Origin of the sequence: Acinetobacter sp. YH12219, from assembly GCF_013417875.1 — a bacterium.
GTDB classification, from domain to species: Bacteria; Pseudomonadota; Gammaproteobacteria; order Pseudomonadales; family Moraxellaceae; genus Acinetobacter; species Acinetobacter amyesii.
In genome coordinates this window covers 26,590-51,515 of the sequence record NZ_VPDC01000008.1, presented here as the reverse complement: position 1 = coordinate 51,515, position 24,926 = coordinate 26,590, and the positions used below count along the sequence as shown (strand labels likewise).

The 24,926-nt window shown below is 41.3% G+C and carries 20 protein-coding genes, 2 tRNA genes and 1 pseudogene; 11 read left to right on the top strand and 12 right to left on the bottom strand.

Annotation, left to right across the window (positions count from 1 at the left end; genetic code table 11):
* Positions 1 to 52 precede the first annotated feature (52 nt).
* Complete coding sequence (locus tag FTV04_RS06350; RefSeq protein WP_180003360.1) at positions 53 to 565, top strand: tetratricopeptide repeat protein; 513 nt, start codon at positions 53 to 55, stop codon at positions 563 to 565.
* 64 nt (positions 566 to 629) lie between these two features.
* Here the strand turns inward: FTV04_RS06350 and FTV04_RS06345 are convergent, their stop codons facing one another.
* Entirely contained in the window at positions 630 to 1,154 is a 525-nt protein-coding gene (locus tag FTV04_RS06345; RefSeq protein WP_180089059.1) for a peptidase C39, read from the bottom strand.
* Between the two features lie 65 nt (positions 1,155 to 1,219).
* Positions 1,220 to 2,168 (bottom strand): annotated as a pseudogene (locus tag FTV04_RS06340) (DUF4424 family protein).
* 271 nt (positions 2,169 to 2,439) lie between these two features.
* Between FTV04_RS06340 and ahcY the strand changes: the two are divergent.
* From ahcY to FTV04_RS06305, 7 genes are all read left to right on the top strand, one after another.
* Complete coding sequence (gene ahcY / locus FTV04_RS06335) at positions 2,440 to 3,822, top strand: adenosylhomocysteinase (protein WP_180089058.1); 1,383 nt, start codon at positions 2,440 to 2,442, stop codon at positions 3,820 to 3,822.
* Between the two features lie 149 nt (positions 3,823 to 3,971).
* Positions 3,972 to 4,808 (top strand): methylenetetrahydrofolate reductase [NAD(P)H], encoded by an 837-nt coding sequence (gene metF, locus FTV04_RS06330; RefSeq protein ID WP_180039606.1) that lies wholly within the window; start codon positions 3,972 to 3,974, stop codon positions 4,806 to 4,808.
* 32 nt (positions 4,809 to 4,840) lie between these two features.
* On the top strand, positions 4,841 to 5,554 hold the full coding sequence (locus tag FTV04_RS06325) for a 16S rRNA (uracil(1498)-N(3))-methyltransferase (RefSeq protein WP_180089057.1): 714 nt from the start codon (positions 4,841 to 4,843) through the stop codon (positions 5,552 to 5,554).
* A gap of 183 nt (positions 5,555 to 5,737) precedes the next feature.
* Entirely contained in the window at positions 5,738 to 8,614 is a 2,877-nt protein-coding gene (locus FTV04_RS06320) for an EAL domain-containing protein (protein WP_180089056.1), read from the top strand.
* A gap of 140 nt (positions 8,615 to 8,754) precedes the next feature.
* Entirely contained in the window at positions 8,755 to 11,034 is a 2,280-nt protein-coding gene (locus FTV04_RS06315) for an NADP-dependent malic enzyme (protein WP_078192090.1), read from the top strand.
* Between the two features lie 81 nt (positions 11,035 to 11,115).
* Positions 11,116 to 12,351 (top strand): multifunctional CCA addition/repair protein, encoded by a 1,236-nt coding sequence (locus tag FTV04_RS06310; RefSeq protein WP_168378286.1) that lies wholly within the window; start codon positions 11,116 to 11,118, stop codon positions 12,349 to 12,351.
* 189 nt (positions 12,352 to 12,540) lie between these two features.
* Entirely contained in the window at positions 12,541 to 12,981 is a 441-nt protein-coding gene (locus FTV04_RS06305) for a GNAT family N-acetyltransferase (RefSeq protein WP_180008372.1), read from the top strand.
* Positions 12,982 to 13,017: 36 nt separating this feature from the next.
* Here FTV04_RS06305 and epmA read toward each other — a convergent pair whose 3' ends face one another.
* From epmA to greB, 6 genes are all read right to left on the bottom strand, one after another.
* Positions 13,018 to 13,986 carry an EF-P lysine aminoacylase EpmA gene (epmA, locus tag FTV04_RS06300; RefSeq protein WP_373683566.1) on the bottom strand — a complete coding sequence of 323 codons (969 nt, stop codon included), beginning with the start codon at positions 13,984 to 13,986 and terminating at the stop codon, positions 13,018 to 13,020.
* 5 nt (positions 13,987 to 13,991) lie between these two features.
* The gene (locus tag FTV04_RS06295) at positions 13,992 to 15,059 is read right to left on the bottom strand and encodes a 4-phosphoerythronate dehydrogenase (protein WP_180008376.1); all 1,068 of its coding nucleotides are present in this window, start codon (positions 15,057 to 15,059) and stop codon (positions 13,992 to 13,994) included.
* 115 nt (positions 15,060 to 15,174) lie between these two features.
* Entirely contained in the window at positions 15,175 to 15,927 is a 753-nt protein-coding gene (locus tag FTV04_RS06290) for a class II aldolase/adducin family protein (protein WP_180008378.1), read from the bottom strand.
* Positions 15,928 to 16,093: 166 nt separating this feature from the next.
* Positions 16,094 to 16,183 (bottom strand) — tRNA-Ser (locus FTV04_RS06285).
* A gap of 229 nt (positions 16,184 to 16,412) precedes the next feature.
* Positions 16,413 to 16,502: transfer RNA gene (locus tag FTV04_RS06280), tRNA-Ser, on the bottom strand.
* 86 nt (positions 16,503 to 16,588) lie between these two features.
* Complete coding sequence (gene greB, locus FTV04_RS06275; RefSeq protein WP_180008380.1) at positions 16,589 to 17,083, bottom strand: transcription elongation factor GreB; 495 nt, start codon at positions 17,081 to 17,083, stop codon at positions 16,589 to 16,591.
* A 365-nt stretch (positions 17,084 to 17,448) separates the two neighbouring features.
* Here greB and FTV04_RS06270 point away from each other — a divergent pair, with 365 nt between their 5' ends.
* Positions 17,449 to 18,561 carry a transglycosylase SLT domain-containing protein gene (locus FTV04_RS06270; protein WP_180003373.1) on the top strand — a complete coding sequence of 371 codons (1,113 nt, stop codon included), beginning with the start codon at positions 17,449 to 17,451 and terminating at the stop codon, positions 18,559 to 18,561.
* A 77-nt stretch (positions 18,562 to 18,638) separates the two neighbouring features.
* On the opposite strand, the gene FTV04_RS06265 is transcribed toward FTV04_RS06270, so the two are convergent.
* The gene (locus FTV04_RS06265) at positions 18,639 to 19,022 is read right to left on the bottom strand and encodes an SCP2 sterol-binding domain-containing protein (RefSeq protein ID WP_180008384.1); all 384 of its coding nucleotides are present in this window, start codon (positions 19,020 to 19,022) and stop codon (positions 18,639 to 18,641) included.
* A 222-nt stretch (positions 19,023 to 19,244) separates the two neighbouring features.
* Positions 19,245 to 20,174 carry a tRNA 2-thiocytidine(32) synthetase TtcA gene (gene ttcA, locus FTV04_RS06260; RefSeq protein ID WP_078190435.1) on the bottom strand — a complete coding sequence of 310 codons (930 nt, stop codon included), beginning with the start codon at positions 20,172 to 20,174 and terminating at the stop codon, positions 19,245 to 19,247.
* A gap of 500 nt (positions 20,175 to 20,674) precedes the next feature.
* Between ttcA and FTV04_RS06255 the strand changes: the two genes are divergently transcribed.
* The gene (locus FTV04_RS06255) at positions 20,675 to 21,538 is read left to right on the top strand and encodes a lytic transglycosylase domain-containing protein (RefSeq protein WP_180007505.1); all 864 of its coding nucleotides are present in this window, start codon (positions 20,675 to 20,677) and stop codon (positions 21,536 to 21,538) included.
* A 133-nt stretch (positions 21,539 to 21,671) separates the two neighbouring features.
* Positions 21,672 to 22,577, top strand: coding sequence for a protease HtpX (htpX, locus tag FTV04_RS06250; RefSeq protein WP_078192146.1), 906 nt, complete (start codon positions 21,672 to 21,674; stop codon positions 22,575 to 22,577).
* Between the two features lie 149 nt (positions 22,578 to 22,726).
* Here the strand turns inward: htpX and FTV04_RS06245 are convergent, their stop codons facing one another.
* On the bottom strand, positions 22,727 to 23,317 hold the full coding sequence (locus FTV04_RS06245) for a DUF4112 domain-containing protein (protein ID WP_180089055.1): 591 nt from the start codon (positions 23,315 to 23,317) through the stop codon (positions 22,727 to 22,729).
* 80 nt (positions 23,318 to 23,397) lie between these two features.
* Entirely contained in the window at positions 23,398 to 24,741 is a 1,344-nt protein-coding gene (gene mgtE / locus FTV04_RS06240) for a magnesium transporter (protein ID WP_180007504.1), read from the bottom strand.
* Between the last annotated feature and the right edge of the window lie 185 nt (positions 24,742 to 24,926).

Genomic DNA, 24,926 nt, shown 5'->3' with positions numbered 1-24,926 from the left:
TTTTTCATGCCAACCGATTAGGCTATGCCTATTCTGCTCTTTTGGATTACACATGTCTGAACTTTCGATCTCTCCTGCTTTATATAACCGTGCCATGGCAGGCAATAAAGATGCTCAATTTGAACTGGCTGAAATTTATATGCAAAGTGAAAATGATGAGCATGTTGAACTTGCAGAAGAATGGGCACTCAAAGCAGCTCAGTTAGGTCATGTAGAAGCAATGTATTGGCTGGGTGAAGGCTATGCAGTCTATGCCAAAGATATGCTCGAAGAAGATCCGGAAGAATCTAAAACCTATTTTGAACATGCGCACCGCTGGTTAGAACAAGCGGCGAAGCATGACCATCCTGCTGCTATTTTAGAATTGGCCAATTTTTACCGTCGCGGCGATGTGGTGGAAAAAGATGTCGCTAAATCCATTGAACTGGTTGAACAATCTGCAAAATTAGGTGAAGTTCAAGCCATGCGTGATTTAGCTTTTATTTATGCCAATGGATTAGGCATCGACGCTGATGAAGAAAAAGCAGATTTTTGGAATGAAAAAGCCAATGTGGCTGAGCAGTAATCCAATTATTTTCTAAAAAATAAAGCCCATCTCATGATGGGCTTTTTGCTTTTAACAAAATGGCTCAGCTCGCCACATAGTTATTTACATCCACCGTAATGACTTGTCGGCAAATGCCTTCTGCTCCACGCTGCTGTTCAAATACCTCTGCTGGCATGGCATCAAAGCTGTCAAAGAAACTAATTTCAGTTTCATCAATGTCATACACCAAAGAATGGTTCCCCTCGCCCTCTAGAGTATCGTAATACACAATCACAAACTGATTTTGTTCAAAAGCCTGCTGAATTTGTGCATAGCCAATTGCAGGCAATATAGGTAGTTCCAATTGGTCCGCTTCTGCATAGCTGCGTTTTTCACTGTCTTGCAGCTCAGGATCATGCTCTGTGTAAAACTTTACTAGAAAGCCAAACTTTTTCAGTCCTACAGCCAAACCAATGGTTGTTGTGCCATGGCCAGCTTCATAAGCGCAAACTTCGATGAGCTGCTGAATGTCTGCATCTATACCTAAGTGCTGCAGCAACATCCACACTGCATAAATGCCGCCATTGGCTTCTAAATTTGCCAACTCATCAGGTATTTCCATCGACATATATCAAAACTCAAAATTGCTTATGGACGATGATAAACAAATCGCAGCAGTTTTGCCTGCAAGTTTTAATCCAGACCTGATTTCACATGCACAAAAATAATGTCCAAATCTTGTTTGGGCACAAAATTCTTTTCAACCATTTGAAACTGCGTAGCGCTGATTTTCTTCACTTTACCTGCCCAGCAAAAAGAAACCAACTCTCCTGCATCACGCTCGATAGTCAGTTTAAAATCTTGAATAGGCTTTGCCCAATTGGCACCAGTTTTTAAGATATAGCCCAGCGCTTGAAATGGTGCATGCTGTGATTTAGCCTTTCTGAGTCCTGCCTTAAAGTTTTGATCCATACAATAACTTTTATTATATTCATCAGGATATAAAGCCACAGACCCACCCACTAGCGGTGCATATTGATGCTGTACACGTGTGAGCGCATTGGCTTTAAACGTTTGCTTCCAGCTATAAATCACCTGAGATGACCATGAAATGACTTCACTCAAATCTTTGGGCAATACTTTTTGCAGCGCTGCATTTTTACAGTTTCTAAGCTTTGCCTCAAAAGTTTTATATTCAACATCTTGCCTGCTCCACGGATTCAGCATGTCTTTTTCCGTAAATCCGCATTGCTTAAAACTCTCAGTCATATCAATCGGCGCTGTTTTCTCATCTTTTTGAATAAAAGTGCGTACGTGCATTTCAGGCTGAATCGTTTTTCCATTCACTTGAACTTTAAAACTTTTGAGCAGCTTTTCTGTATTGGCAAAATCAGATTCAAAGAAGTTTTCAACTTTTGGCAACGGAAATAAGACCGTTTCAGTCACATCTTTATTGCTTAAATTTTTGAACTGATAATCGACCTTAATGATTTTTTTTACTAATAAACAGGTCTTCACTGAACATTTGAATGTCTTTACTTTTCAGATACTGTACACCGCCTGTTGCCACGTAGCCTGTTGAGTCGTTGGCCGCGACAATAACAGGCCAAAACATCAATAAAGCCATTACGGGTTTAATCATTATTCTTATACTCCCAAGCGATTTATGAAATTTAAATATTCGCGACGTAATTTTACAGATCAAAAAACCTATAAGTCAGATATTAAGCATTTTCGGATTGGAACTCACTCTATTTCCAAGTACAATACTGCCCTAGTCGAGGGATGCTGCGACTTTCTTATAGGCACTAAATATAAGATCGCTAGGCTCGACGATTCGGTTGGACAATCGCTCCAATCAACAACGGCATCCGCGAACTGAATGATCAATTGTTTTTATTAAGGAGATCGTGATGAACGCGGTTAATGCTTCATTTACAGATTACAAAGTTGCCGATATTTCACTAGCTGACTACGGCCGTAAAGAAATCAAACTTGCAGAAGCAGAAATGCCAGCCCTAATGGGTCTTCGCAAACGCTATGCAGCGGCTAAACCGCTTGCTGGCGCGAAAATTCTTGGCTGTATCCACATGACGATTCAAACTGCAGTTTTAATTGAAACTCTAGTTGAATTAGGCGCAGAAGTTCGCTGGACTTCTTGCAACATCTTCTCTACTCAAGACCATGCTGCTGCTGCAATCGCGGCTGCCGGTATTCCAGTATTTGCTTGGAAAGGCGAAACTGAAGAAGAATACGTTTGGTGCTTAGAACAGCAAATCAACGTAAACGGCACACCTTGGGATGCCAACATGATTCTGGACGATGGCGGTGACTTAACTGCACTTGTTCACGAAAAATACCCAGAAGTAATCGCTAAAATCCACGGTATTACTGAAGAAACAACGACAGGTGTTCAACGTCTTTACGAAATGCACCGCGACGGCACTTTAAAAGTTCCTGCAATCAACGTAAACGACTCTGTAACTAAGTCTAAAAACGACAACAAATACGGCTGCCGTCACTCATTAAACGATGCAATCAAACGCGGTACAGATATGCTTTTATCTGGCCGCCGTGCGCTTGTAATCGGTTATGGCGACGTAGGTAAAGGTTCTGCTCAATCACTTCGTCAAGAAGGCATGATTGTACGTGTAACTGAAGTTGACCCAATCTGCGCAATGCAAGCATGCATGGACGGTTTTGAAGTTGTTGCTCCGTACAAAAACGGCGTTCAAACTGGCAAAAAAGAAGACATTAACCTTGACCTTCTTCAAAACACTGACCTTATAGTAACGACTACTGGTAACTACCACGTATGTGACGCTGCAATGCTTGATTCATTAAAAGCTGGCGCTGTAGTTTGTAACATCGGTCACTTCGATACTGAAATCGACACAAACTACCTACGCGGTTACAAGTGGGTTGAAGTTAAGCCACAAGTTCACCAAGTGTATCGTACAGAAAACGAAAACGATTACTTAATCCTTCTTTCTGAAGGCCGTTTGGTGAACCTTGGTAATGCAACTGGTCACCCATCACGTATTATGGATGGTTCTTTTGCTAACCAAGTATTGGGTCAAATGCACCTATTCGCTGAGAAATTTGCTGATCTTCCAGAAGATCAAAAACAAGCTGCAATCCGTGTAGAACTTATTCCTAAGAAATTAGACGAAGAAGTTGCTGCTGCAATGGTTGCAGGTTTCGGTGGCGTATTGACGACTTTGACTCAAGAACAAGCGGATTACCTCGGTGTTCAAGTTGAAGGCCCGTTCAAAGCTGAGGCTTATAAATACTAAGTTTTATATTCCCCCTCATCCTAGCCTTCTCCCACAGGGAGAAGGGACTTTTCATTATTAAGTAAATTTATAATGGACGTTCCCTCTCCTCTCAGGAGAGGGCTAGGGAGAGGTCTAAATAAATAGTATTTATAAAAAAGGATTTGAACATGTCAAAACAGATTCCTATTTCCTTTGAGTTCTTCCCGACCAAAACTGATGCGGGCGCGGAAAAACTTAAAGTTGTACACCAAGAACTACAATTATTAAATCCTGAATTTTTCTCTGTGACTTATGGTGCAGGCGGTTCTACCCGTGAACGTACTTTGTCTACATTGAACGATTTCAACGGCAAAGGCACGCCAGTTGCTCCTCACCTGTCTTGTATCGGTGACAGCAAAGAACGTATTGCTGAATTGCTAGATTTGTATAAATCACAAGGTATTGACCGCATTGTTGCGCTGCGCGGCGACTTACCGTCTGGCCAAGTGGGCTTAGGCGAATTGCCTTATGCAACTGATCTTGTGCGTTTTATCCGTGAGCATTCAGGTGACCATTTCCACATTGAAGTGGCGGCTTATCCTGAAATGCATCCGCAAGCAGACAGCTTTGATCTCGACATCAAACGTTTCTGCGATAAAGCCAATGCGGGCGCAAACGCAGCTTTGACACAGTTCTTCTTTAATCCAGATGCATACTTCTACTTTGTAGAGCGCATTCAAAAAGAAGGCGTGAAAATTCCTGTAGCGCCAGGCATTATGCCGATTACCAATGCAAGCAATTTAATCCGCTTTGCTGATGGTACAGGTGCAGAAATTCCTCGCTGGATTCGTAAACAGCTTGCGACTTATGGCGATGACACTGCTTCTATCAAAGCTTTTGGTCATGAAGTGATTGTTAAACTTTGCGAACGCCTGATTGCTGGCGGTGCGCCAAGCTTGCACTTCTACACCATGAACACCACTGACCCTACACGTCAACTTGTGAAAGACCTCGGTCTTGCATAAGACATTTCGACCTTTTTGAGAGTAAAACTTTAATGCCACGTTTTTATATTGAAGCTGATTTAACTGTTGATACGACTGTTGAATTAACGGAAACAGTGTTTCATCACTGGGTAAAAGTTTTACGTGCTCAAGTAGGCGAAACTGCCACTTTGTTCAATGGGCAAGGTGGCGAATACCATGTTGAATTGGTTGAAGTCGCTAAAAAGTCGGCTGCCGTCCAAGTTTTGCAATTCAATCCAAGCAATCGCACACCACATTTTACGGCACTATTGGGTCAAGTGATGAGCAAAGGCGACCGCATGGATTATGCGATTCAAAAAGCTGTGGAACTCGGTGTTTCGGAAATTCAACTACTCACTTCAGAACGTTGTGAAATGCGTTTGAAGTACGATCGTGATCAAAAGAAACTCGACCATTGGCAAGGTATTGCCATTGCAGCTTGCGAACAGTGTGGTCTCAACATTGTCCCTAAAGTACTTGCGCCACTTTCCCTTGAAAAATGGTTGGAAAGTGATCTGCCGACAACTAAATTGGTACTCGCACCCAATAAAGATGAAGCTGATGTATTAGCTGATGCTGACCCGCACTTTGCCTTACTGATTGGCCCTGAAGGTGGCTTGAGCGAAGCAGAGATCAGCGCAGCAAATGAGAAAGGTTTCGTGAACTGGTGTATCGGTGAACGTGTCCTTCGCACAGAAACTGCACCTGTAGTTGCACTTTCAATTTTAAATTATAAATCTATTTAATTTTTACTCGATAGTTCATCTGAAAGCATCAATGATGGCATCCTTGATATTGCTTTTTATTTGTAACGCAATTACCCTAGAGTCAATAAAAACAAATGATTTGTTACTAAGAATAAACAAATACTCTCAGGAACAATACAAATACAACGATCTAGATTTGGTTAAGGCAGGATTTTTATATTCATGACGTATAAACAAGATGAATATATCAAGCAGTACAATCATACTGCTCAAATTGCGAACACGATTCGCCATAGCCGCTATTTTTTAGTCAGTATTCTGATTATTTGCTTATATATTTTTTCGATATATCAAATTTTTTATAAATCGCCATCTTTGTATTTCAATATTTGGTTTATTTTTACCGAAGTTTTTGTCAGTTTATGCTGGCTGATTAGCACCGTTTATTTTAAACCTGAACAATATTCACTGATGATTGCGCATCGTTGGTTACAGTTTCAGTGTTTTTCAGTCGGTACGCTGATTGCGAGCGGTATCTTTTTAATTTTTTATTATTTACCTGCGACCAATCAAAGCTTTGAACCGATTCAGGCCTTAACGCTCTCCGCCCTACTCTTGATCGTGACACAAACCTTTGGTTTGACCTATTTAACGCAAAAACTCAATTATTTTTGTTTAGCCTTTATCCCGTCTATCGTGCCGTATCTGATTGCACAGTTCTTTTTCTTAGATAGTTCAAATCACTTATTTAGCCTGAGTATTAATTTTGGGCTCATTGTGATTCTAATGTGCGCCATGACGTCATATCGGATTCACCGTCGTGTATCGACTTTACATGCTAAAAATAACCTACTGGTCGATAGTGCCAAGCAACAAGTCAAATGGACTGATGAACTGTGTCAGCAGCTCCAAGATGAAGTCAACAAATCACGAGACATCGAATTACAGCTACAACTGGGTAACCAAATCCTTGAACAAAAAGTTAAAGAGCGGACCTTCGACATTGAGCAAATGAACAAGGATTTAGAAAACCAACAAGCCAATTTAGTCCTTGCGCATGAAATCGCCGGTTTACGTCCTTGGGATTGGAACATCAAAGACCGTAAAATCGTTGTCACCAACTATAAGCAAGAAAAAACCCTTAGACATTCGAAAGAGCATCAGCAACAGTTACAACATGTGATCCATCCTGATGATATCCCACATTTTAAATCAGCGATGATTCAACATCTTCGTGGATTTAAAGACCGTTATGAGGCCACCTATCGGATTCAAAACAGTCAAGGAAAATGGAGTTGGGTACATGATATTGGGCGAGTCATTCAACGCGATCCAGATAACCGCAAGCCCTTGCGCATGGTCGGTATTCGTCGTGATATCCATCAAGAACGGACGTCTCAAGAACGTTTAAAACTTGCAGCCAGCGTACTCGAACAAGCTGCTGAAGGGATTTTCATTTTAAATGAAGAGCTGTGCTATATCGAAGTCAATCCGTTTTACGAACAATTAACCGGCTTTAACTACGACCAAATTATTGGCAAACATCTATTTGATATCACAGCAAATTACAAATCAATTCAACGCAGTATGCACTACTCGATCATTAAACAAGTGCTGAAAATTGGTGAATATGATGGTGAGTTGCACGAAAAATTTCTTTCAGGTAAAGAACTGACGCTATGGATGCATATTAATGCGATTACTGATGATCAAAACCGCGTTACCCATTATATCGGGATTGTCTCAGACCTGACCGAACGTAAATTGCAAGAACAACGTTTATCTTATTTAGAAAATTATGACACCTTAACGGATTTGCCGAACCGTTTTTATTACAACTATCAACTGCATCAATATTTAGTTTCACAGCAAGATTCGATTAAACAGTTGGCCGTCATTCGTTTAAACATCGACCGTTTCCGTCCATTAAATGAATATCTCAGCAACAATGGTGGTGACGAACTGTTACGCCAAGTCGCACAGCGTTTACGTCTAACCAATGCCGAAGCATTATTTGTTGCGCATTTAAATGGCGATGATTTTGCGATTGTGTATGAAATTTCACATATCCGCCCTTCTGTGCAAGAGCATTGTGAACGCATCAATAAAGCCTTTAGCATTCCATTTAATATTTTTGGCCAAGAACATGTCATCACTTTATCGATGGGCGTCGCGTTCTATCCTGAGCATGGCCGTCAGCTAGATTATCTAAATAACTGTGCAGAACAAGCGCTGAGCGAAGCTAAAAATTTGGGAGGCAATACTACACGTTATTATTCCAATGAAAATACCGCATTATTAGAGCAAGGGATCTTCTTGGAACGCGACTTGCGTAAAGCCATTCAAAATAATGAGCTGGTGGTGTATTACCAACCGAAGATCAATTTCCGTGATAAAAATATTTACGGTTTTGAAGCCTTGGTGCGCTGGAATCATCCTGAAAAAGGCTTAATACCACCGGGCTTATTTATTCCTTTAGCAGAACAAACCAGTTTAATTTCCGATATCGGGCGTTTTGTCCTGCAAAAAACCGCGCAGCAAATTCGCTTTTGGAATAATTTGGGTTATCAAAATATTTGTGTATCCGTCAATATTGTTGCACAGCAACTGCGCCGTGGACAATTATTAAATGATTTAGATGAAGCGATAGATGCCAATCAAATTGATGGTGCCAGTCTGGAACTGGAAATTACAGAATCTTCTTTGGTCGAAAATCTAGATTCAGTACGTGAACTATTAAACGAAATAAAAAAACGTAAAATCAATATTTCACTTGATGATTTTGGCACTGGCTACTCATCTCTATCGTATCTAGCTGATTTTCCAATTGATATTTTAAAAATAGATCGCAGTTTTATCTCTAAAATTGGTGAAAATAAACAATTGGCCATCGTTAGTGCCATGATTGCCATGGGCAAAGCGATGGGCATGACGGTAGTCGCTGAAGGGATTGAAACTGAACAACAGTTACAGTACCTACAAGACTTAGAATGTGATATTGCTCAAGGCTATTTTTTCTCTAAGCCATTGCCACAAGAAGAGGCAACCGTGTTCCTAGAAAATAATATCTCTTCGCCTGCTTATAGTTACTTAATATAAGTCACTATGCCTGAGCTATAAGATTGTCTGAAAAAGACGCGACTTCGACTGTCCCAACTGTGCAACTAATGTTATATTCAAGCGGATAAAGCAAGCATTTCAGCTTTATATTGGATAAACAAAACACAATCGAGATACAGATGGACGATCAATCTTTAAAACAGCAGGCTTTGTATTATCACGAATTTCCAACTCCGGGGAAAATCAGCGTTACACCAAGCAAACAATTGGTCAACCAACACGATTTAGCCCTCGCATACTCGCCAGGTGTCGCTGCACCTTGTTTAGAAATTGAACGCGACCCATCTACTGCTGCACTTTACACAGCGCGCGGTAATCTTGTTGCTGTAGTCAGTAACGGTACAGCCGTACTGGGCTTAGGTAACATTGGTCCTCTAGCGTCAAAACCTGTTATGGAAGGTAAAGGCGTTCTATTCAAAAAATTCGCTGGTGTTGATGTTTTTGACATTGAAATTGCTGAAAATGATCCAGACAAAATCGTAGATATCGTTGCAGCATTAGAACCTACTTTCGGTGGTATCAACCTTGAAGACATCAAGGCCCCAGAGTGTTTCTACATCGAGCAAAAACTTCGTGAACGCATGAATATTCCTGTGTTCCATGATGACCAACACGGTACATCGATCATTGTGGGTTCTGCATTACTGAATGCACTTCAACTCAATGGCAAAAAAATTGAAGAAATCAAAATTGTCGCTTCTGGCGCAGGTGCTGCTGCCCTTTCATGTTTGAACTTACTTTGCGCACTTGGCGTGAAAAAAGAAAACATCGTTGTGGCAGATTCACGCGGTTTATTGACGACTAAACGTGAAGGCTTGGATGAGTCGAAAAAGGCATACGTTCAGGACATCGAAGGCTCTCAGCTTGCTGATGTAATGGAAGGTGCTGACATGTTCCTTGGTCTTTCTGCAGCAGGTATTTTGACCAAAGAAATGGTTAAAGTCATGGCGAAAGATCCGATTATCTTTGCCCTTGCTAACCCAGACCCTGAAATTCTTCCTGAACATGCACATGAAGCACGTCCAGACGTGATTATGGCAACTGGCCGTTCAGACTATCCAAACCAAGTAAACAATGCCCTTTGCTTCCCTTATATCTTCCGTGGTGCACTAGATGTTGGCGCAACTACGATTAATGAAGAGATGAAGATTGCTTGTGTACATGCGATTGCTCGCATGGCGCATGTCGAAGCTGATGCTGCATCGTATGGTGAAAAATCTGCTTCATTTGGTCGTGATTACCTCATTCCGCGCCCATTAGATCAACGTTTGATTCTTGAAATTGCACCTGCAATTGCACAAGCAGCGATGGATTCAGGTGTTGCAACTCGTCCGATTCAAGACTTCTCTGCATATCGTCAACGTTTGTCTGAATTCGTCTACAACTCTGCGTTTATGATGAAACCAATTTTTGCGCAAGCGAAAACTGATCCAAAACGCATTGCATATGCTGAAGGTGAAGATTTACGTGTACTTCGCGCGGTGCAAATTGCTGTTGATGAAGGTTTGGCAAAACCAATCCTTGTCGGTCGCCCTGCAGTCATTGAAGCAAACATCAAGAAATTAGGCCTACGTCTTGAAGACGGCGTGAACATCACTATCGTCGATCAAGAGAAAAACCCTGATTACGATAAGTTTGCTGACGATTACTACAGCATCATGCAACGTAAAGGTGTAACACCTGAATACGCTCAGCGTGAAGCACGTCGTCGCTCTACCCTGATCGCTGCAATGCTGGTTCGTCATGGTGTGGCTGACGGTATGCTATGTGGTACTTATTCTAGCTATGACATTCACTTAGACTTCGTCAGCAATGTGATTGGGCTAAAAGAAGGCCGTAATAACTTCTTCACGCTGAATGCATTAATGCTTGAAGATCGTAACTTGTTTATTGCCGACACTTACATTAACCGTAACCCAACAGCTGAACAGCTTGCTGAAATGACTATTTTAGCGGCTGAAGAAGTCCGCCGTTTTGGTATTACGCCGCGTGTAGCATTGCTTTCTCACTCAAGTTTCGGTTCTGACCAAAATGATCCTAGCGCTCAAAAAATGCGTAAGGTTTATGATATTTTGTCAGAAATTGCACCTGAACTTGAGGTTGAAGGTGAAATGCATGGTGATGCCGCATTGGATGAAAATATTCGTCATTTCGCATACCCGAACTCACGTTTTAAAGGTTCTGCGAACTTGCTGATTATGCCTAATCTGGATGCAGCGAACATTTCGTTCAACTTGTTGAAATCAACATCGGGCAGTAACGTGACGATTGGCCCAATTCTTTTGGGTGCTGCAAAACCTGTTCATATTTTAACGCCAACAGCGACAACTCGCCGTTTAGTGAATATGACTGCATTGACTGTTGCAGAGATTCAAGAAAACGAAAAATTAGCACTCTAATTTAGTTGACCTGAACACACTTTGTGACTTGAGAAAACCTCTGTTCTGTAGCATGATTGCTCTAAGAATAGAGGTTTTTTCATGCAAGTTTATTTAGTAGGCGGTGCAGTTCGAGATCACTTGCTCGGGCACCCCTATCACGAAAAAGATTATGTCGTTGTCGGTGCAACGCCGGAACAATTACTTGCTCAAGGTTATCAACCTGTGGGTAAAGATTTCCCTGTTTTTCTTCATCCAGAGACCAAAGACGAATATGCCTTAGCCCGTACAGAACGTAAGTCTGGACATGGGTATCATGGCTTTGAATTTTATACCGACGTCAATGTCACACTCGAACAAGATCTCATTCGACGTGACCTCACGATCAATGCGATTGCTATGGATGATGCAGGTCAGATTTATGATCCCTACCATGGTCAACAAGATTTAGAGCGACGCATCCTTCGCCATGTGTCTGATGCCTTCGTCGAAGATCCTTTGCGAGTTCTGCGGATTGCACGTTTTGCGGCACGTTATAAAGCTTTAGGTTTTAAAGTGGCTGAAGAAACACTTGCGCTGATGCAAGATCTCGCTCAATCTGGCGAACTTGAAGCCCTTACACCTGAACGTGTATGGAAGGAAACGTCTCGTGCGTTAATGGAAGACCATGCAGATGAATATTTTGGAGTCTTAAGAGCCTGTGGTGCTTTAAAAGTCTTGTTCCCAGAAATTGATGCGTTATACGGTATTCCACAGCGTCCTGAATATCACCCTGAAATAGACTGCGGCATTCACACCATGATGTCGCTACAGCAAGCCTGTCGTGCCAATTATTCTCTGGATGTTCGTTTTGCCGTACTGGTACACGACTTAGGCAAAGCACTTACTCCAGTAGATGAGTTACCGCGCCATATCATGCATGAAGAACGTGGTGTAAAACCCGTTACCGAAGTCTGTGACCGTATGCGTGTTCCCACCAATACCAAGCAATTGGCCATCTCAGTATGTAAAGAGCATTTAAAATGCCATCAAGCCTTGAGTTTAAAACCGGGTACATTATGGCGTCTGTTACAACGCATGGATGTACTACGCCGTCCTGAACGCGTAGAGGCCTTTGTACAAGCCTGTGAATGTGATTCACGTGGTCGCTTAGGTTTAGAGGATCGTGCCTATCCGCAAGCTCAATACGTTTTAGATGCCATGCAGGTGGTTCGCAATATTAAAGCTGCCGATCTTCCACCTGATGTATCAGGGCCGGATATTGGTGAAATGCTGATTGAACGACGTATCCAAGCCATTGCAGAACTAAAAACCAGTCAATATGCAGTTGAAGCATAATTAGAGCACCTTCGGGTGCTTTTTTAATTTACCTTTTCTATATTTTCCTTTTCTATATTTTTAAAACTTTAACTTTTGCAATATTTCACCTTGCCCTTTCAGATATAGATAAGCTTTGAAAAATATCTGCATTCACATCAAGGCTCATTCATCTATGCTCTAAGGAAAACAAACCATCGAGCTGACAATATGCATCCCCAAATTCGTCCACTACACCTCCCAAAAGATCTCCTCGACATTCATCAACTCACACTCCAATTGGGTTATGAAATACCACCAGAGCGACTCCAACAGCATTGGCAGTTGATTCATTTGGATAAGCATTATCAAACCTTGGTGATGACGGCTGATGACCGCGTCATTGGTTATGCAGGTTTTATCCAACAATACAGTTGGGAGTTTGAGGAAGGATTTATTCGGATTCAGGCTTTTGTCATTGATGCCAGTTATCGCGGTCAAGGTTTAGGGCGACGCTTCATGCAAGCCATTGAGCAAAGCGCTCGGCGACAAGGTCTAAAACGTATTTTACTCAACAGTGGTAATCGTCCTGAACGCTATGCCGCACATGCTTTTTATCAAAATTTAGGGTTTGAAGCCTATAGTTTGGGTTTTACTAAATATTTAAATTGATCGGCCAATTTTACCATCAGCCGATCAAGACATTTTTTAAGAAATATCAGCTGGGAAACTAATGACTTTTTCAAGTTTTAACTGATTCGTTGCCACCATTAGCAATCGATCAATGCCTAAGGCTATACCTGCACACTCACTCATATACGGTAATGCAGCAAGCAAATATTCATCAATCGGCATCACATGCAAGCCAAGTTTAGCGCGCTCTGCATTATCCGCCTCAAAACGACGGCGTAAAACGTCTGCATCAATCAGTTCATCATAAGCATTTGCTAACTCTAAACCTTCGATATATAGCTCAAATCGTGCTGCAACCAATTCACCATCTTCGTCCACACGGGTTTTCGCCAAAGAAGCCATTTCCGGTGGAAAATCTGTAAGGAACACTGGCGTATCAAAACCGAGGCTCGGCTCAACATAATGCGAGAACAATAAATCGATATAGCCTAAACGGTCTTCACCCAGATCTAAGCTTAGTCCCACACGACGACAGCAATCTTTCAGATCTTGTAAAGAAGCTTGTAACGGGTTCAAATCCAAACGATCCATAAAGGCATGCTTATAGCTCAAAATAGTTGGACGAACTTCACCAAAGCGCTGTTTCAAAGTTTCATTCAATAAGTCCGTCACTTCAAACATCAAGTCTTTTAAGCTAAAACCCGGACGGTACCATTCCAACATGGTGAATTCACTGTTGTGTTTACGTCCATGTTCATCATCACGGAAAACTTTACAGATTTGGTAAATAGATCCACTGCCACTTGCCAACAGACGTTTCATGGCAAATTCAGGTGAAGTTTGCAAATAATGCGTTTGCTTTTGACCATTCACATGGCGCTGAGCCTGTACCGATGCTAAATGCACATCGGTGACACCCGCTTGAGAAAGCACAGGTGTTTCCACTTCTAGTACATCACGTGCCGCAAAAAACTGGCGAATTTGAGCATACATCGTGGCACGTGCACGAAGTGCAGTGAGTTCACAACTCGGTTGAAAGTTCATTTGACTCATGCTGCTGGGCCTCCATGTGCAGCCCATTCACGGCGTAAAGGATAGGTTTTACGTAAATAATCAAAGGCTTTTTGATCCACCTTGCCGTCTTTTAGGCAAGCACGTAAGTTGGCATCATCACGAGCGATGTCATAAATATCTTTTAAATAACGCTGTAATACCGTCTTAAAGTCAGCACCCGTAAAATACTGCTCACAGACGGGCAACTGACTTTCAAAAGCTTTATTTATCGGTTGCTTGAAAGTTTGACAAAATGCTTCATAGATCATCTGTGTGCCACGTGCTTTACCTTCCAAGCTATAGCCCGCAATATGTGGTGTCACCACGTAAATTAAATCTAACAACGCTGCTGAAATCTCTGGCTCATGCTCAAAAACGTCTAAGACCACTTTACGCTGTGTCTGTTGAATATCGGCAATTAAGGCAACTTCTTCGACCACTGGCCCACGCGCGGAATTAATCAAGATCGCAGTTGGCTTCATAGCAGCAAGCGCAGCAGCATTGATTAAATGATAGGTTGGATGTTCACCCTCTTTGGTCAGTGGCACATGAGTACTAATCGCATCTGCACTTTTTAACAGTTCTGCAAATTCAACTTGTTTCACCTGATCAGATTGCACAAATGGATCATAGCCAATGACATTCCAACCGAATAATTCTGCCATGACGGCTAAACGTGAACCAACATTACCTAAACCAACAATGCCCAAGGTAAATTTTTCATTTGCATTCAACAATTCAGGTTTAACATAAAGCAATGCCGTAATCACATATTCAGCAACCGCTTGTGCATTACAACCTGCGGCATTTGACCAAGCAATCCCCTGCTTTTCTAAAGCAGTAATATCTAAATGATCTGTTCCAATCGTAGCACTACCGACAAATTTGAGTGCGGTCTGTTGAATTAAGTCTGCATTTACCTGAGTCACCGATCGTACCAACAATGCATCGGCTTCTTTGACATCTGCATGGGTCAATGTTCGACCTGCCGCTTGCTTTATTTCACCAAATTCGGCAAAAAAATACTCAGTAAATGCCAGATTTTCATCTGCAACGATTTTCATAGTTCATCTCATAGTTCCACTATGAACATGATAACGCGTTGCTCAAGCCATGACTATTCTTCTGCACATAAGGCATAGCGCCTATACTCTATGAGCTAGATGATTGAAAATTATATTATCTGCAATAATCTGACTGCTGATCGTCAATTAAGGACAAGGCCGCCTGCCAAGCCGCTTGAATAATGGGCTCGGCCATCGGATTTTCAAACTGCTGCAACGTATGTTCACAAACCTTCGGACTTGGATAATGCAATGTAGCACTCGACAATGCTTTTACTTGAATTTGACAAGCTCGTTCTAAAAAGTAAATTTCATGAAATGCCCGTGCCACACTATCACCAGTCGCAAGCAAACCGTGATTACGTAAAATCATACAGCGATAATGCCTCATATCCTGTACCAATCTTTCACGCTCTTCAGTTGAAAAGGCTATGCCCTCATATTCATGATAAGCAATGTTCTGATAGAACTTTAACGCATGTTGTGAGATTGGCAATAATCCATGTTCCTGTGCAGAAACTGCCACGCCATCCGCAGTATGCGTATGAATCACGCAATTAATATTTGCACGCGCATGATGTAAGGCAGAATGAATCACAAAGCCTGCTACATTCACCATCTTCCCTGCATCATAGGTTTCAACAATTTTACCTTCATGATCAATTTTGACCAAATCCGAAGCCGTCATTTTGTCAAAGGTCACACCATAACGATTAATCAGAAAATGCTCCGGTTCATGACTTAAACGTAAGCTGATATGGGTATCAATTAAGTCGGTCATTTTATAATAAGCCACCAAGCGATACAGAGCCGCCAATTGACAACGCGCTTGCCATTCCAGTTCATGAATAAGCTCTGGTTTTTGCATGGGTGAATTCCTTTTCTAAATCGATTGATCTTGTTTTCTGTTTATTGTGAATAATTAATAGCATGTCATATCCATGCTGTATATCAGCTTCGCCTGTAGAAAAAAACTATTCAAAAAATTTAGGCAATAAAAAACCCCAATGTTTTACATTGGGGTTTTTTGAATATGGCGGAAGCGGTGAGATTCGAACTCACGGAGGACTCGCGCCCTCGTCGGTTTTCAAGACCGGTGCATTAAACCGCTCTGCCACGCTTCCATGGCCGCTATCATATAAATAAAAATTCAGCTTGGCAAATTATTTTGCTTTATTTTGAACACTTGGCGAATCGTTCATACAAAATTTAGGCGATTCGAAAATTTTGGATTAGGTCAGAAAAATTGAAGGTGAATAAATATGTATTAAATTGAGATCATAGCTAATTGCATTGCCTAAATTTACACATATAAAAAAACCCTGATGTTAAAAACATCAGGGTTTTTGAATTTGGCGGAAGCGGTGAGATTCGAACTCACGGAGGACTCGCGCCCTCGTCGGTTTTCAAGACCGGTGCATTAAACCGCTCTGCCACGCTTCCATGGCCGCCATCATATAAACAAAATTCAGCAATGGCAAATTATTTTGTAAAAAATACGTCTAATTGAACAAAATAAAAGCAGTTTGTTATTTTTCAGTACTTTCGCCCATTTCATAACGAATTGAATTGATATACCAACATTTTTTTCCCAATGGAGTTAGGACTTCGACCTCATCATCCACTTGCTTCGACAGGAGTGCTCGAGCCATAGGTGAATCAATTGAGATATGCTGCGGATGATGATCATAAATTTCATCTACCCCCACGATTCTTAGTGTTTTTTGTTCGCCGTCTTCATTTTCAATTTCGACCCACGCCCCAAAATAGACTTTCCCTTTTTGTTCGGGTGAATAATCGATAATACGAAGCTCTTCCAAACGTTTTCCCAAATAGCGTACACGTCGGTCAATTTTGCGTAACAATTGCTTATTATATTGATAATCCGCGTTTTCCGAACGGTCGCCAAGACTGGCCGCCCAGTTCACTTTTTTGGTAATTTCAGGTCGTTCTTCATGCCATAAATGTTGAAGTTCAGCGACCAATAAATCGTGTCCACCACGGGTAATTAAGTTAGATTTCATGATGATTTTTCGGCCTTGAGCAAGCGCTGATTTTTACAAAACATGCCTATTTTATCCTCCATTTCTACACAGGCAAAGTATATAAAATTTATTCGCAAACAAAATCAATTATTTATGTTACATATTTTAATATTTTTTCGTACAAAATTTGACAAGTATTTTTTTGCTTATTATTATGCGCACATCTTTCAGGCTTGTTTAATTTTTATCCAGTGTAGATTTTCTACATATTTCCCGAAAACCCCTAGTCATTTTTGAATGACGTCATGACTGCCCAACCCTTATTGAATTTATCAAACTTGAAAAAGTCTGAGGCGTGTTTGCCTTTGCTTTTTAGGGCATAAATTACTTGTAGCGGAGACAACATGCACAGTAGTTCAACTTCTGGGTCGAGGCTTTGCCTTAACTCTTTTAACTCTCTCCCATTTAAAGCGCTTGCACTTAGTACTGTCTTAATTCCTTTTCACAGTATTAATGCCAGCAAAACAGCTCATCAATATGATGCTGTCGTCAACAGTAATAAACTCACTGTTGTTGCCGTTGCCAATCCTGACATTGTTTTTCAGGATGGTAAACATCGACATGGTTTTGGTTACGACCTTGCACGTAACTATGCAGAAAGTTTAAATGTCCAATTAGATTTTAAAACAGTGAATGACAATGCCACTGCTTTAAAAATGGTTGCCAAAGGTCAAGCCAATTTTGCTATGACCACTGCCGAAATGAGTACCATTGAAGCCAAGCATTTGACGTCATTTTCAGCCAGTTGTGGTGATACTGTTTCTTTGAAAAAAAATGGTTTAAACAGCAACTTAAACTGGGTATTTAAAAATGCAGACGATCCACTCAGCCAAACCGCGAGTGGCTTTATTTGCCGTGCCAAACAAAATGGCGCAATTGGACAGTTGGCATCTTTTTACAACCGTAATGTGGTCAAACAAGATTCTTGGAATGTGATTCAGCGTGATCTAAGTAAACGTATGCCAATCTATAAGGCAAGTTTTAAAAACACGGCCAAGCAATATGATCTTGACTGGCATTTATTGGCAGCGATTGGTTATCAAGAATCTTACCTCAAACCTGACTCGGTATCCCCGACGGGTGTTCGTGGCATTATGATGCTGACCAACAGTACAGCAAAAGCCATGGGTGTGAGTAACCGTACAGATGCGACACAAAGCATTCAGGGCGGTGCAAAGTACTATGACCAAATGCTAAACCGTTATAGCAACATTCCATACCCAGATCGTAATTGGTATGCCTTAGTTGCGTATAACATGGGGCCTGGTGCTGTAAGTCAGATTCAAAAGCGCATCCAAGCTCAGGGTAAAAACCCGAATAAGTGGGTGAACTTATATGCTTATCTCGACCGTAACAAAGCCAGCAATGGTCGTTATCGTCAAGCCGTGCAATATGTCACTCGTATTCGTGCTTATTTGGAACATATTAAAACCACCCCACAACTGGTGAATATCTAATATGCGTCCATCTAACATTTACATGTGAGCGCACAAAAAAAAAGCTTACCTTCGGGTAAGCTTTTTTCGTTTTAGACTTAAGCAGTTTGCTCAAGTACTTTTTTGAACAAATCTTTTTGCTCAGCACTTGGTTTTGCTGTTTGCAATGCCATCAATTGTGACATATCACCTTGTACTTTAATTTTGCCCGTCATAAACGCTTGCATCGCTGCAGCCATATCAAACTCAAGGAATACTTTACGTAACGTTTCAGCATCCATGTTCAACGTTGTTTTAGCGTTTGAAGATAAACCTTTTTTAATTGCACCACCGTCTAATGACAATTCGGTATTGCCTGCAGCGTCAGCAACCACAAGGTTAATTGCAAGATTAGCCAATGCAGGTGGTAAGTTTAAATCACCAGCTTGAGCTGTCAGAGTTTCTACAGTTGAAAACCAATCATCAGTTAAAAAAGCAGGCATGATCTTTCCTCAATTTATTTTGTTCGTGTGTGTTGCCGTTCCGGACAACATCAGTGCAAGCATATTTTGCTTGAGGCTTGTTATAGCATGATCATTTGCGAAAAGGCTAAAGTTTTTTGTACGCACCGTTCAATATTTAACTGTTTAACAACAAAATGAGAAAAATCATAAGCATAAAAAAGGCATTCCGTAGAATGCCTTTTGCGTGATGAAGTTTTCGGCTTAATCTGCCATAAAACCTAAGTTCACCATATTAATGCGTTTGCTTTCAGGCTCACCTTCTTCAGTTGAACAACTTTCGCTATTTTTGAAGTCAAATTCGCGTTGTTCATCCAAGGCTTCAAAGTCGAATAACTCACGGTCTGCCAGTTGTGAAGGCGATACATTTTGCAATGCGCCAAAAATACTGTGTAAACGTTTTGGAAATTCTTTATCCCAAGTACGCAGCATGTCATTTAACATTGCACGTTGTAAGTTTTCCTGTGAACCACACAAGTTACATGGGATAATTGGGAACTTACGCATTTCTGCATATTTGATGATATCTTTTTCTTCCACATAAGCCAGTGGACGAATCAAAATGTTCTTTTTATCAGAAGACAATAATTTCGGTGGCATGGCTTTTAAGCTGCCGCCATGGAACAAGTTCAAGAAGAACGTCGCCAAAATATCATCACGATGATGACCTAAAGCCACTTTCGTCGCCCCAATTTCTTGAGCAAAGCCGTATAACGAACCACGACGTAAACGTGAGCATACTGCACAATACGTTTTACCTTCTGGGGTTAAACGTTTAGTAATGCTGTAGGTATCTTTTTCTAAGATGTAATACGGAATTTTGTTTTCTTCTAAATAACGTGGCAATACGTCTTCAGGGAAACCCGGTTGTTTTTGGTCAAGGTTGACCGCAACCACATCAAAATTAATCGGTGCAATACGCTTAAACTGCAACAAAATGTCGAGCAAGGTATAACTGTCTTTACCGCCTGAAATACAGACCATCACCTTGTCGCCCTCTTCGATCATTTTAAAATCACGAATGGCATGACCGACCTGACGGCGTAGCTTTTTCAATAAACGATAATACGCAGAGCTAGTTGGTAGTTCTGGTTTGAAATTAAATCCTTGTTCGGACTCAACTGGCGAGAACATAGACGAGTTAAACCTAAAAAAAAATACCGCGCAATTTTATCCGATTCGCAGACTTCTCGCATCAAAAGAATGTAATTTCCGAAAAAACTAAAAATACTGTCATGATCACGTCATCCTCAGCGCATTATTTTATACGGTCGAGTTCATTTTTTAGGCGAAACGCTTATCTTTTGGACTTTTCCACAGTTGTCCACAAAAGCTGTGGATAACTTTGTGGATTTTAAATGACTTGACAAGGTGAGCTGCCCTTATTTTAAGGCTTCTATTTAAATTGATCATTTTTTGATCAATTTATTATTACTTATTTATCAATACTTTATATGTGTCAAGTTATGCTCATTAAAAAAAAATAAATATTTTTTTTGATTATTGAATCATCAAAATGACTTGATTTTTACAAAGTAAAGAAGAAATCAGCCCTCGAAGCCTTTTCATCTGATTTTTTTTTGATAAACTCTATTTTAACTGTTTGGGGACAGAATTTTTTTCTTCACAATAAAATGAAAAACAATACTTGGACTTTGGGGCTGTTATTAAGTGGAAGTGTGGCTATCAGTTTAGCTGCACCGAGCATTTTTGCCGGCCAAACGATCTATCAATTACGTGAAAGTAACGGCACAACGCTACTAACCAATAAACAAGGCCGCTATAGCAATCTGAAAGTCGAGAAAAAAACCTACTATCCGGACAGTAATATCCATAGTTATAGTAACTGGGGCTCAAATGAAGCGTCTGTGTTGCCAAGCTATAGCCGTAATAAAAATGCCTTTGACAATATTATTAAACAAGCCGCGGCCCAACATGGTGTTTCCGAAGGTCTGATCAAAGCGGTGATGCATACCGAATCTGGTTTTAACACCAATGCACGCTCGCCTGTCGGTGCGCAAGGTTTAATGCAACTCATGCCTGCTACTGCACGTCGCTTCAATGTATCAAATGCCTATGATCCACATCAGAACATTATGGCTGGTGCGCGCTATTTATCTTGGCTGCTGAAACGTTTTAATGGTAACACCTCACTTGCCTTAGCAGGTTATAACGCAGGTGAAGGCAATGTCGCAAAATATGGTGGCATCCCTCCTTTTCGTGAAACTCAAGACTATGTCCGCCGTGTCACTAGCCGCTACAGCAACCTATATGCTGGTAGTTTAAGTGTCTCGGGTTCGAGTAGTTCAAATAGCACTTCAAATAGTGGTCGGATTATTGCCAGTTCGGACAATTATCATGCCGCTGCCCCTACTGTAGCCAAGTCTCCAGCACGTCAAATTATTCAAACAGACAATGGTAGTTTTACCGACGCACCTTCAGGTTCATTTGCCACAGCAAATGCGTCTGCTTCAGCGCGTATTTATTTCAATGAATAAATTCACTGATTTTGTAAAATTGCATCTGTTTTACTAATTTTTCCTTGAAATTTTAAGACTTTCACCTCATATTGAGTTTAATGATTTTTATTTGTAAATCAGATCATTTTTCTATAATAAGAGGATTTACCCAATGATGCGGATTGGTTTGTTCTTGCTGACCAACCTCGCGGTACTGGTTGTAGCTGGCATAATCTTGTCACTCTTCGGTGTCGGTAGTTACCACGGTGCAGGCGGCTTAAACTTAGGCAACTTGCTCGTTATCTGTTTTGTGTTCGGTATGGTGGGTTCGATGATCTCACTATTCATGTCAAAATGGATGGCGAAAAAAACCACGGGTACAGAGCTGATTGACCCTAATGCACCACGTAACCAAGCTGAAGCATGGTTACTTAACGAAGTTGCGCAACTAGCACAACGTTCTGGTATCAAAATGCCAGAAGTGGGTATTTTCCCATCGTACCAGTCAAATGCCTTTGCAACAGGCTGGAATAAAAATGATGCTTTAGTAGCAGTTTCTACCGGTCTACTTGAGCGTATGAACAAAGATGAGCTCCGTGCCGTACTCGCTCACGAAATTGGTCACGTAGCCAATGGTGACATGGTGACCCTTGCTTTGGTGCAAGGTGTAGTCAACGCCTTTGTCATGTTCTTTGCACGTGTAGCAGGTGACTTTATCGACCGTAATGTCTTCGGTCGTGAAGATGGTGAAGCACCGGGTATCGCATATTTCGTCATTACGATTGTATTAGATATTGTCTTTGGTATCGCAGCGTCTGCCATTGTGATGTGGTTCTCTCGCTACCGTGAATACCGTGCCGATGAAGCTGGTGCGCGTCTAGCAGGTAAACAAGCGATGATTTCTGCCCTATTACGTTTACAAGCAGAATCTGAAATGCCAGATCAAATGCCAAAAGAAATGAAAGCCTTTGCTATTTCTGCGGGTCAAGAACAAGGTTTCAGCTTAGCTGCATTGTTCCAAACACACCCAACGATTGAACAACGTGTTGCGGCTTTACAACAATTAGATTGCCCATAATTCAGCATCTGATGTAAGTCGTAAAAAAGCCTCCCTATGGAGGCTTTTTTATTGAGTCTAATTTTTCTCAGAGCGTTTACCGTTTTATCAATCACTTTTCAGTTGAATAGCCTTTCATTGATCGCGCTCAAGCAACAGTGCATTTCTCTCTACAATACCCCATTGGCCTTTAACCATTGCCAAAGCAATGAACCACCCATATAAATTGCAAAGATAAAGACTAATAAGAAAATCATCCCGAGTATATCTGGGATATGGATCCATATCCATGCAACCACAGGGTTGCGCCAAAAAGCCGATTGCTGTTGTTTCTGTTCTAATTTTTCATGTAAAAACGGATGTACCACATGTTGATCTGTACTGATTTGATATTCTTCACGAATGTGCGTATGTACAACATCTAAAGCTTTACGGCTCGGTCGAATAAACACATCAAAGATCGTCCCTGCAACAGGAATAAACCCCACGACAGCATCCATAACTGCGAGTTTCATCACACCATTTAATTTGGCTTGTGGTACGCCAATCTGTTTGGCTTTATAGACGGCATAACAGGTCAAGACAAATCCTGCGATATCACCAGCGACCGGAATGGTACTCAACGCTGCGTCCGCACCTACCCCTTGTCGAGTAAATGGAATCCGAACCACGGAGTCCATCATATTGGCAAACTTTGCGAGATCGCGTTCAAGACGAATGACTTCTTGCTTTGACATTTTTTGTTTTAATGGTTCAGTCATGTTTTATCCAATAAAAACCGTGTAAATCACTGAGATTAAAACATATTAGAAGTCTTCAATCTGTAGCAAAATGCTAATCTCTATAAATTGAGCAATTGTGAAGCAATCATCAAATACACCACCACGCCTGTCGCATCACAAATCGAGGTCACCAAGGGTGCAGATGCACTTGCAGGATCGAGCTTCAACTTATTGAGTACAAAGGGCAAACTCATGCCAATTAAACAACCGAGCAATACGATACCCATCATACTTAAAGCCAAGACCAAAGCGACGGTTGCATCACCACGGTAGTAGCCTAAAATCGATACAGCAATGGCCATGGTTCCACCGAGGCAAAGCGCGACGAGCGTCTCCCGACCCAATAAATAAAACCAATCACGAATTTTTACATCCCCAGTGGCAAGCGCTCGCACCATTAAGGTTGCAGACTGTGAACCTGCATTGCCTCCACTTCCGACCAATAAGGGTAAGAAAAAAACCAAGACGATATGTGCGGCAATGATGTCTTCATAATATGAAATGCCTAATCCGGACAATAAGCTGCCAAAGACCAATATCACCAACCAGAACACCCGCTTTTGATACAACTTTAAAATCGGTGCTTTATTAATGCTCATACCTGGTTCGGTACTCACCGCACTGGCTTTTAAAAAGTCTTCAGTGGTTTCAGCCTGTACCACATCCATCGCATCATCATAGGTGACAATCCCCATCAAACGCTGGGCATGATCCACAATCGGCAAGGCCATAAAATCATATTCTGCCAATTTTCGCGCAATGCTTTCTTGATCTTCATCTATCCAGCCGGTCACCACATCTTTGGTCATCACCTGTTGAATCCGTGCATCACGATCGGCCTGCAAAATTTGCCGCAGTGAAATCACCCCTTCTAATTGAGACTGATCATTGGTGACATAAATTAAATACAGGGTTTCACGGTCATGCGGTTCATGGCGTAAGGCCTCTATAGCTTGTTGCATGGTAAAGTCAGCAGGCATACTGACATAGTCTGAACTCATGATTGCACCTGCAGACTCTTCTGCATATGCAGATAACGCCTTTAGATGCTCTTGGGTATCTTGATCAAGTTGTTGATAAATCCGATCTTGTTCTGCATCAGTTAAACTTTTATATAAGTCCGTTGCATCATCAGAATGCATATCATCAAATAGTTCAATTTGTAGACGCAGTGGATAACGTGAAATCAGCTGTCGCTGTGACTCAAAAGGGAAAAACTCAAATACCAAGCCTTGATGGTCTAAACCTGAAAGTAACTCGATTTGATCTTCGATTGGAAATTGCTGAATTAAACGAGCCTGATCAGCGTAGTTCAGAGGCTGTAAAGCGAAAACTGCTGCTGCATAATTTTGTTGTTGCAGCAAAGCGGAAATTTCACGCTGTCTTTGTATTAAATCCGCCATTCAACTCACTCTTATTTTAATCTTTCTATGTAGAGCACATTTTGAAGGATAAACTAAAGAGTTTCAAATCTCTTCAATATGTTCTCGGTGAACGTTCTTTGCGAAAATTCTCTGTGAACATTCCCTGTCGAAAGTTTGGTGACATAAATTTGGCGACATAAAAAGCCACCGCGATGTACTCAAGC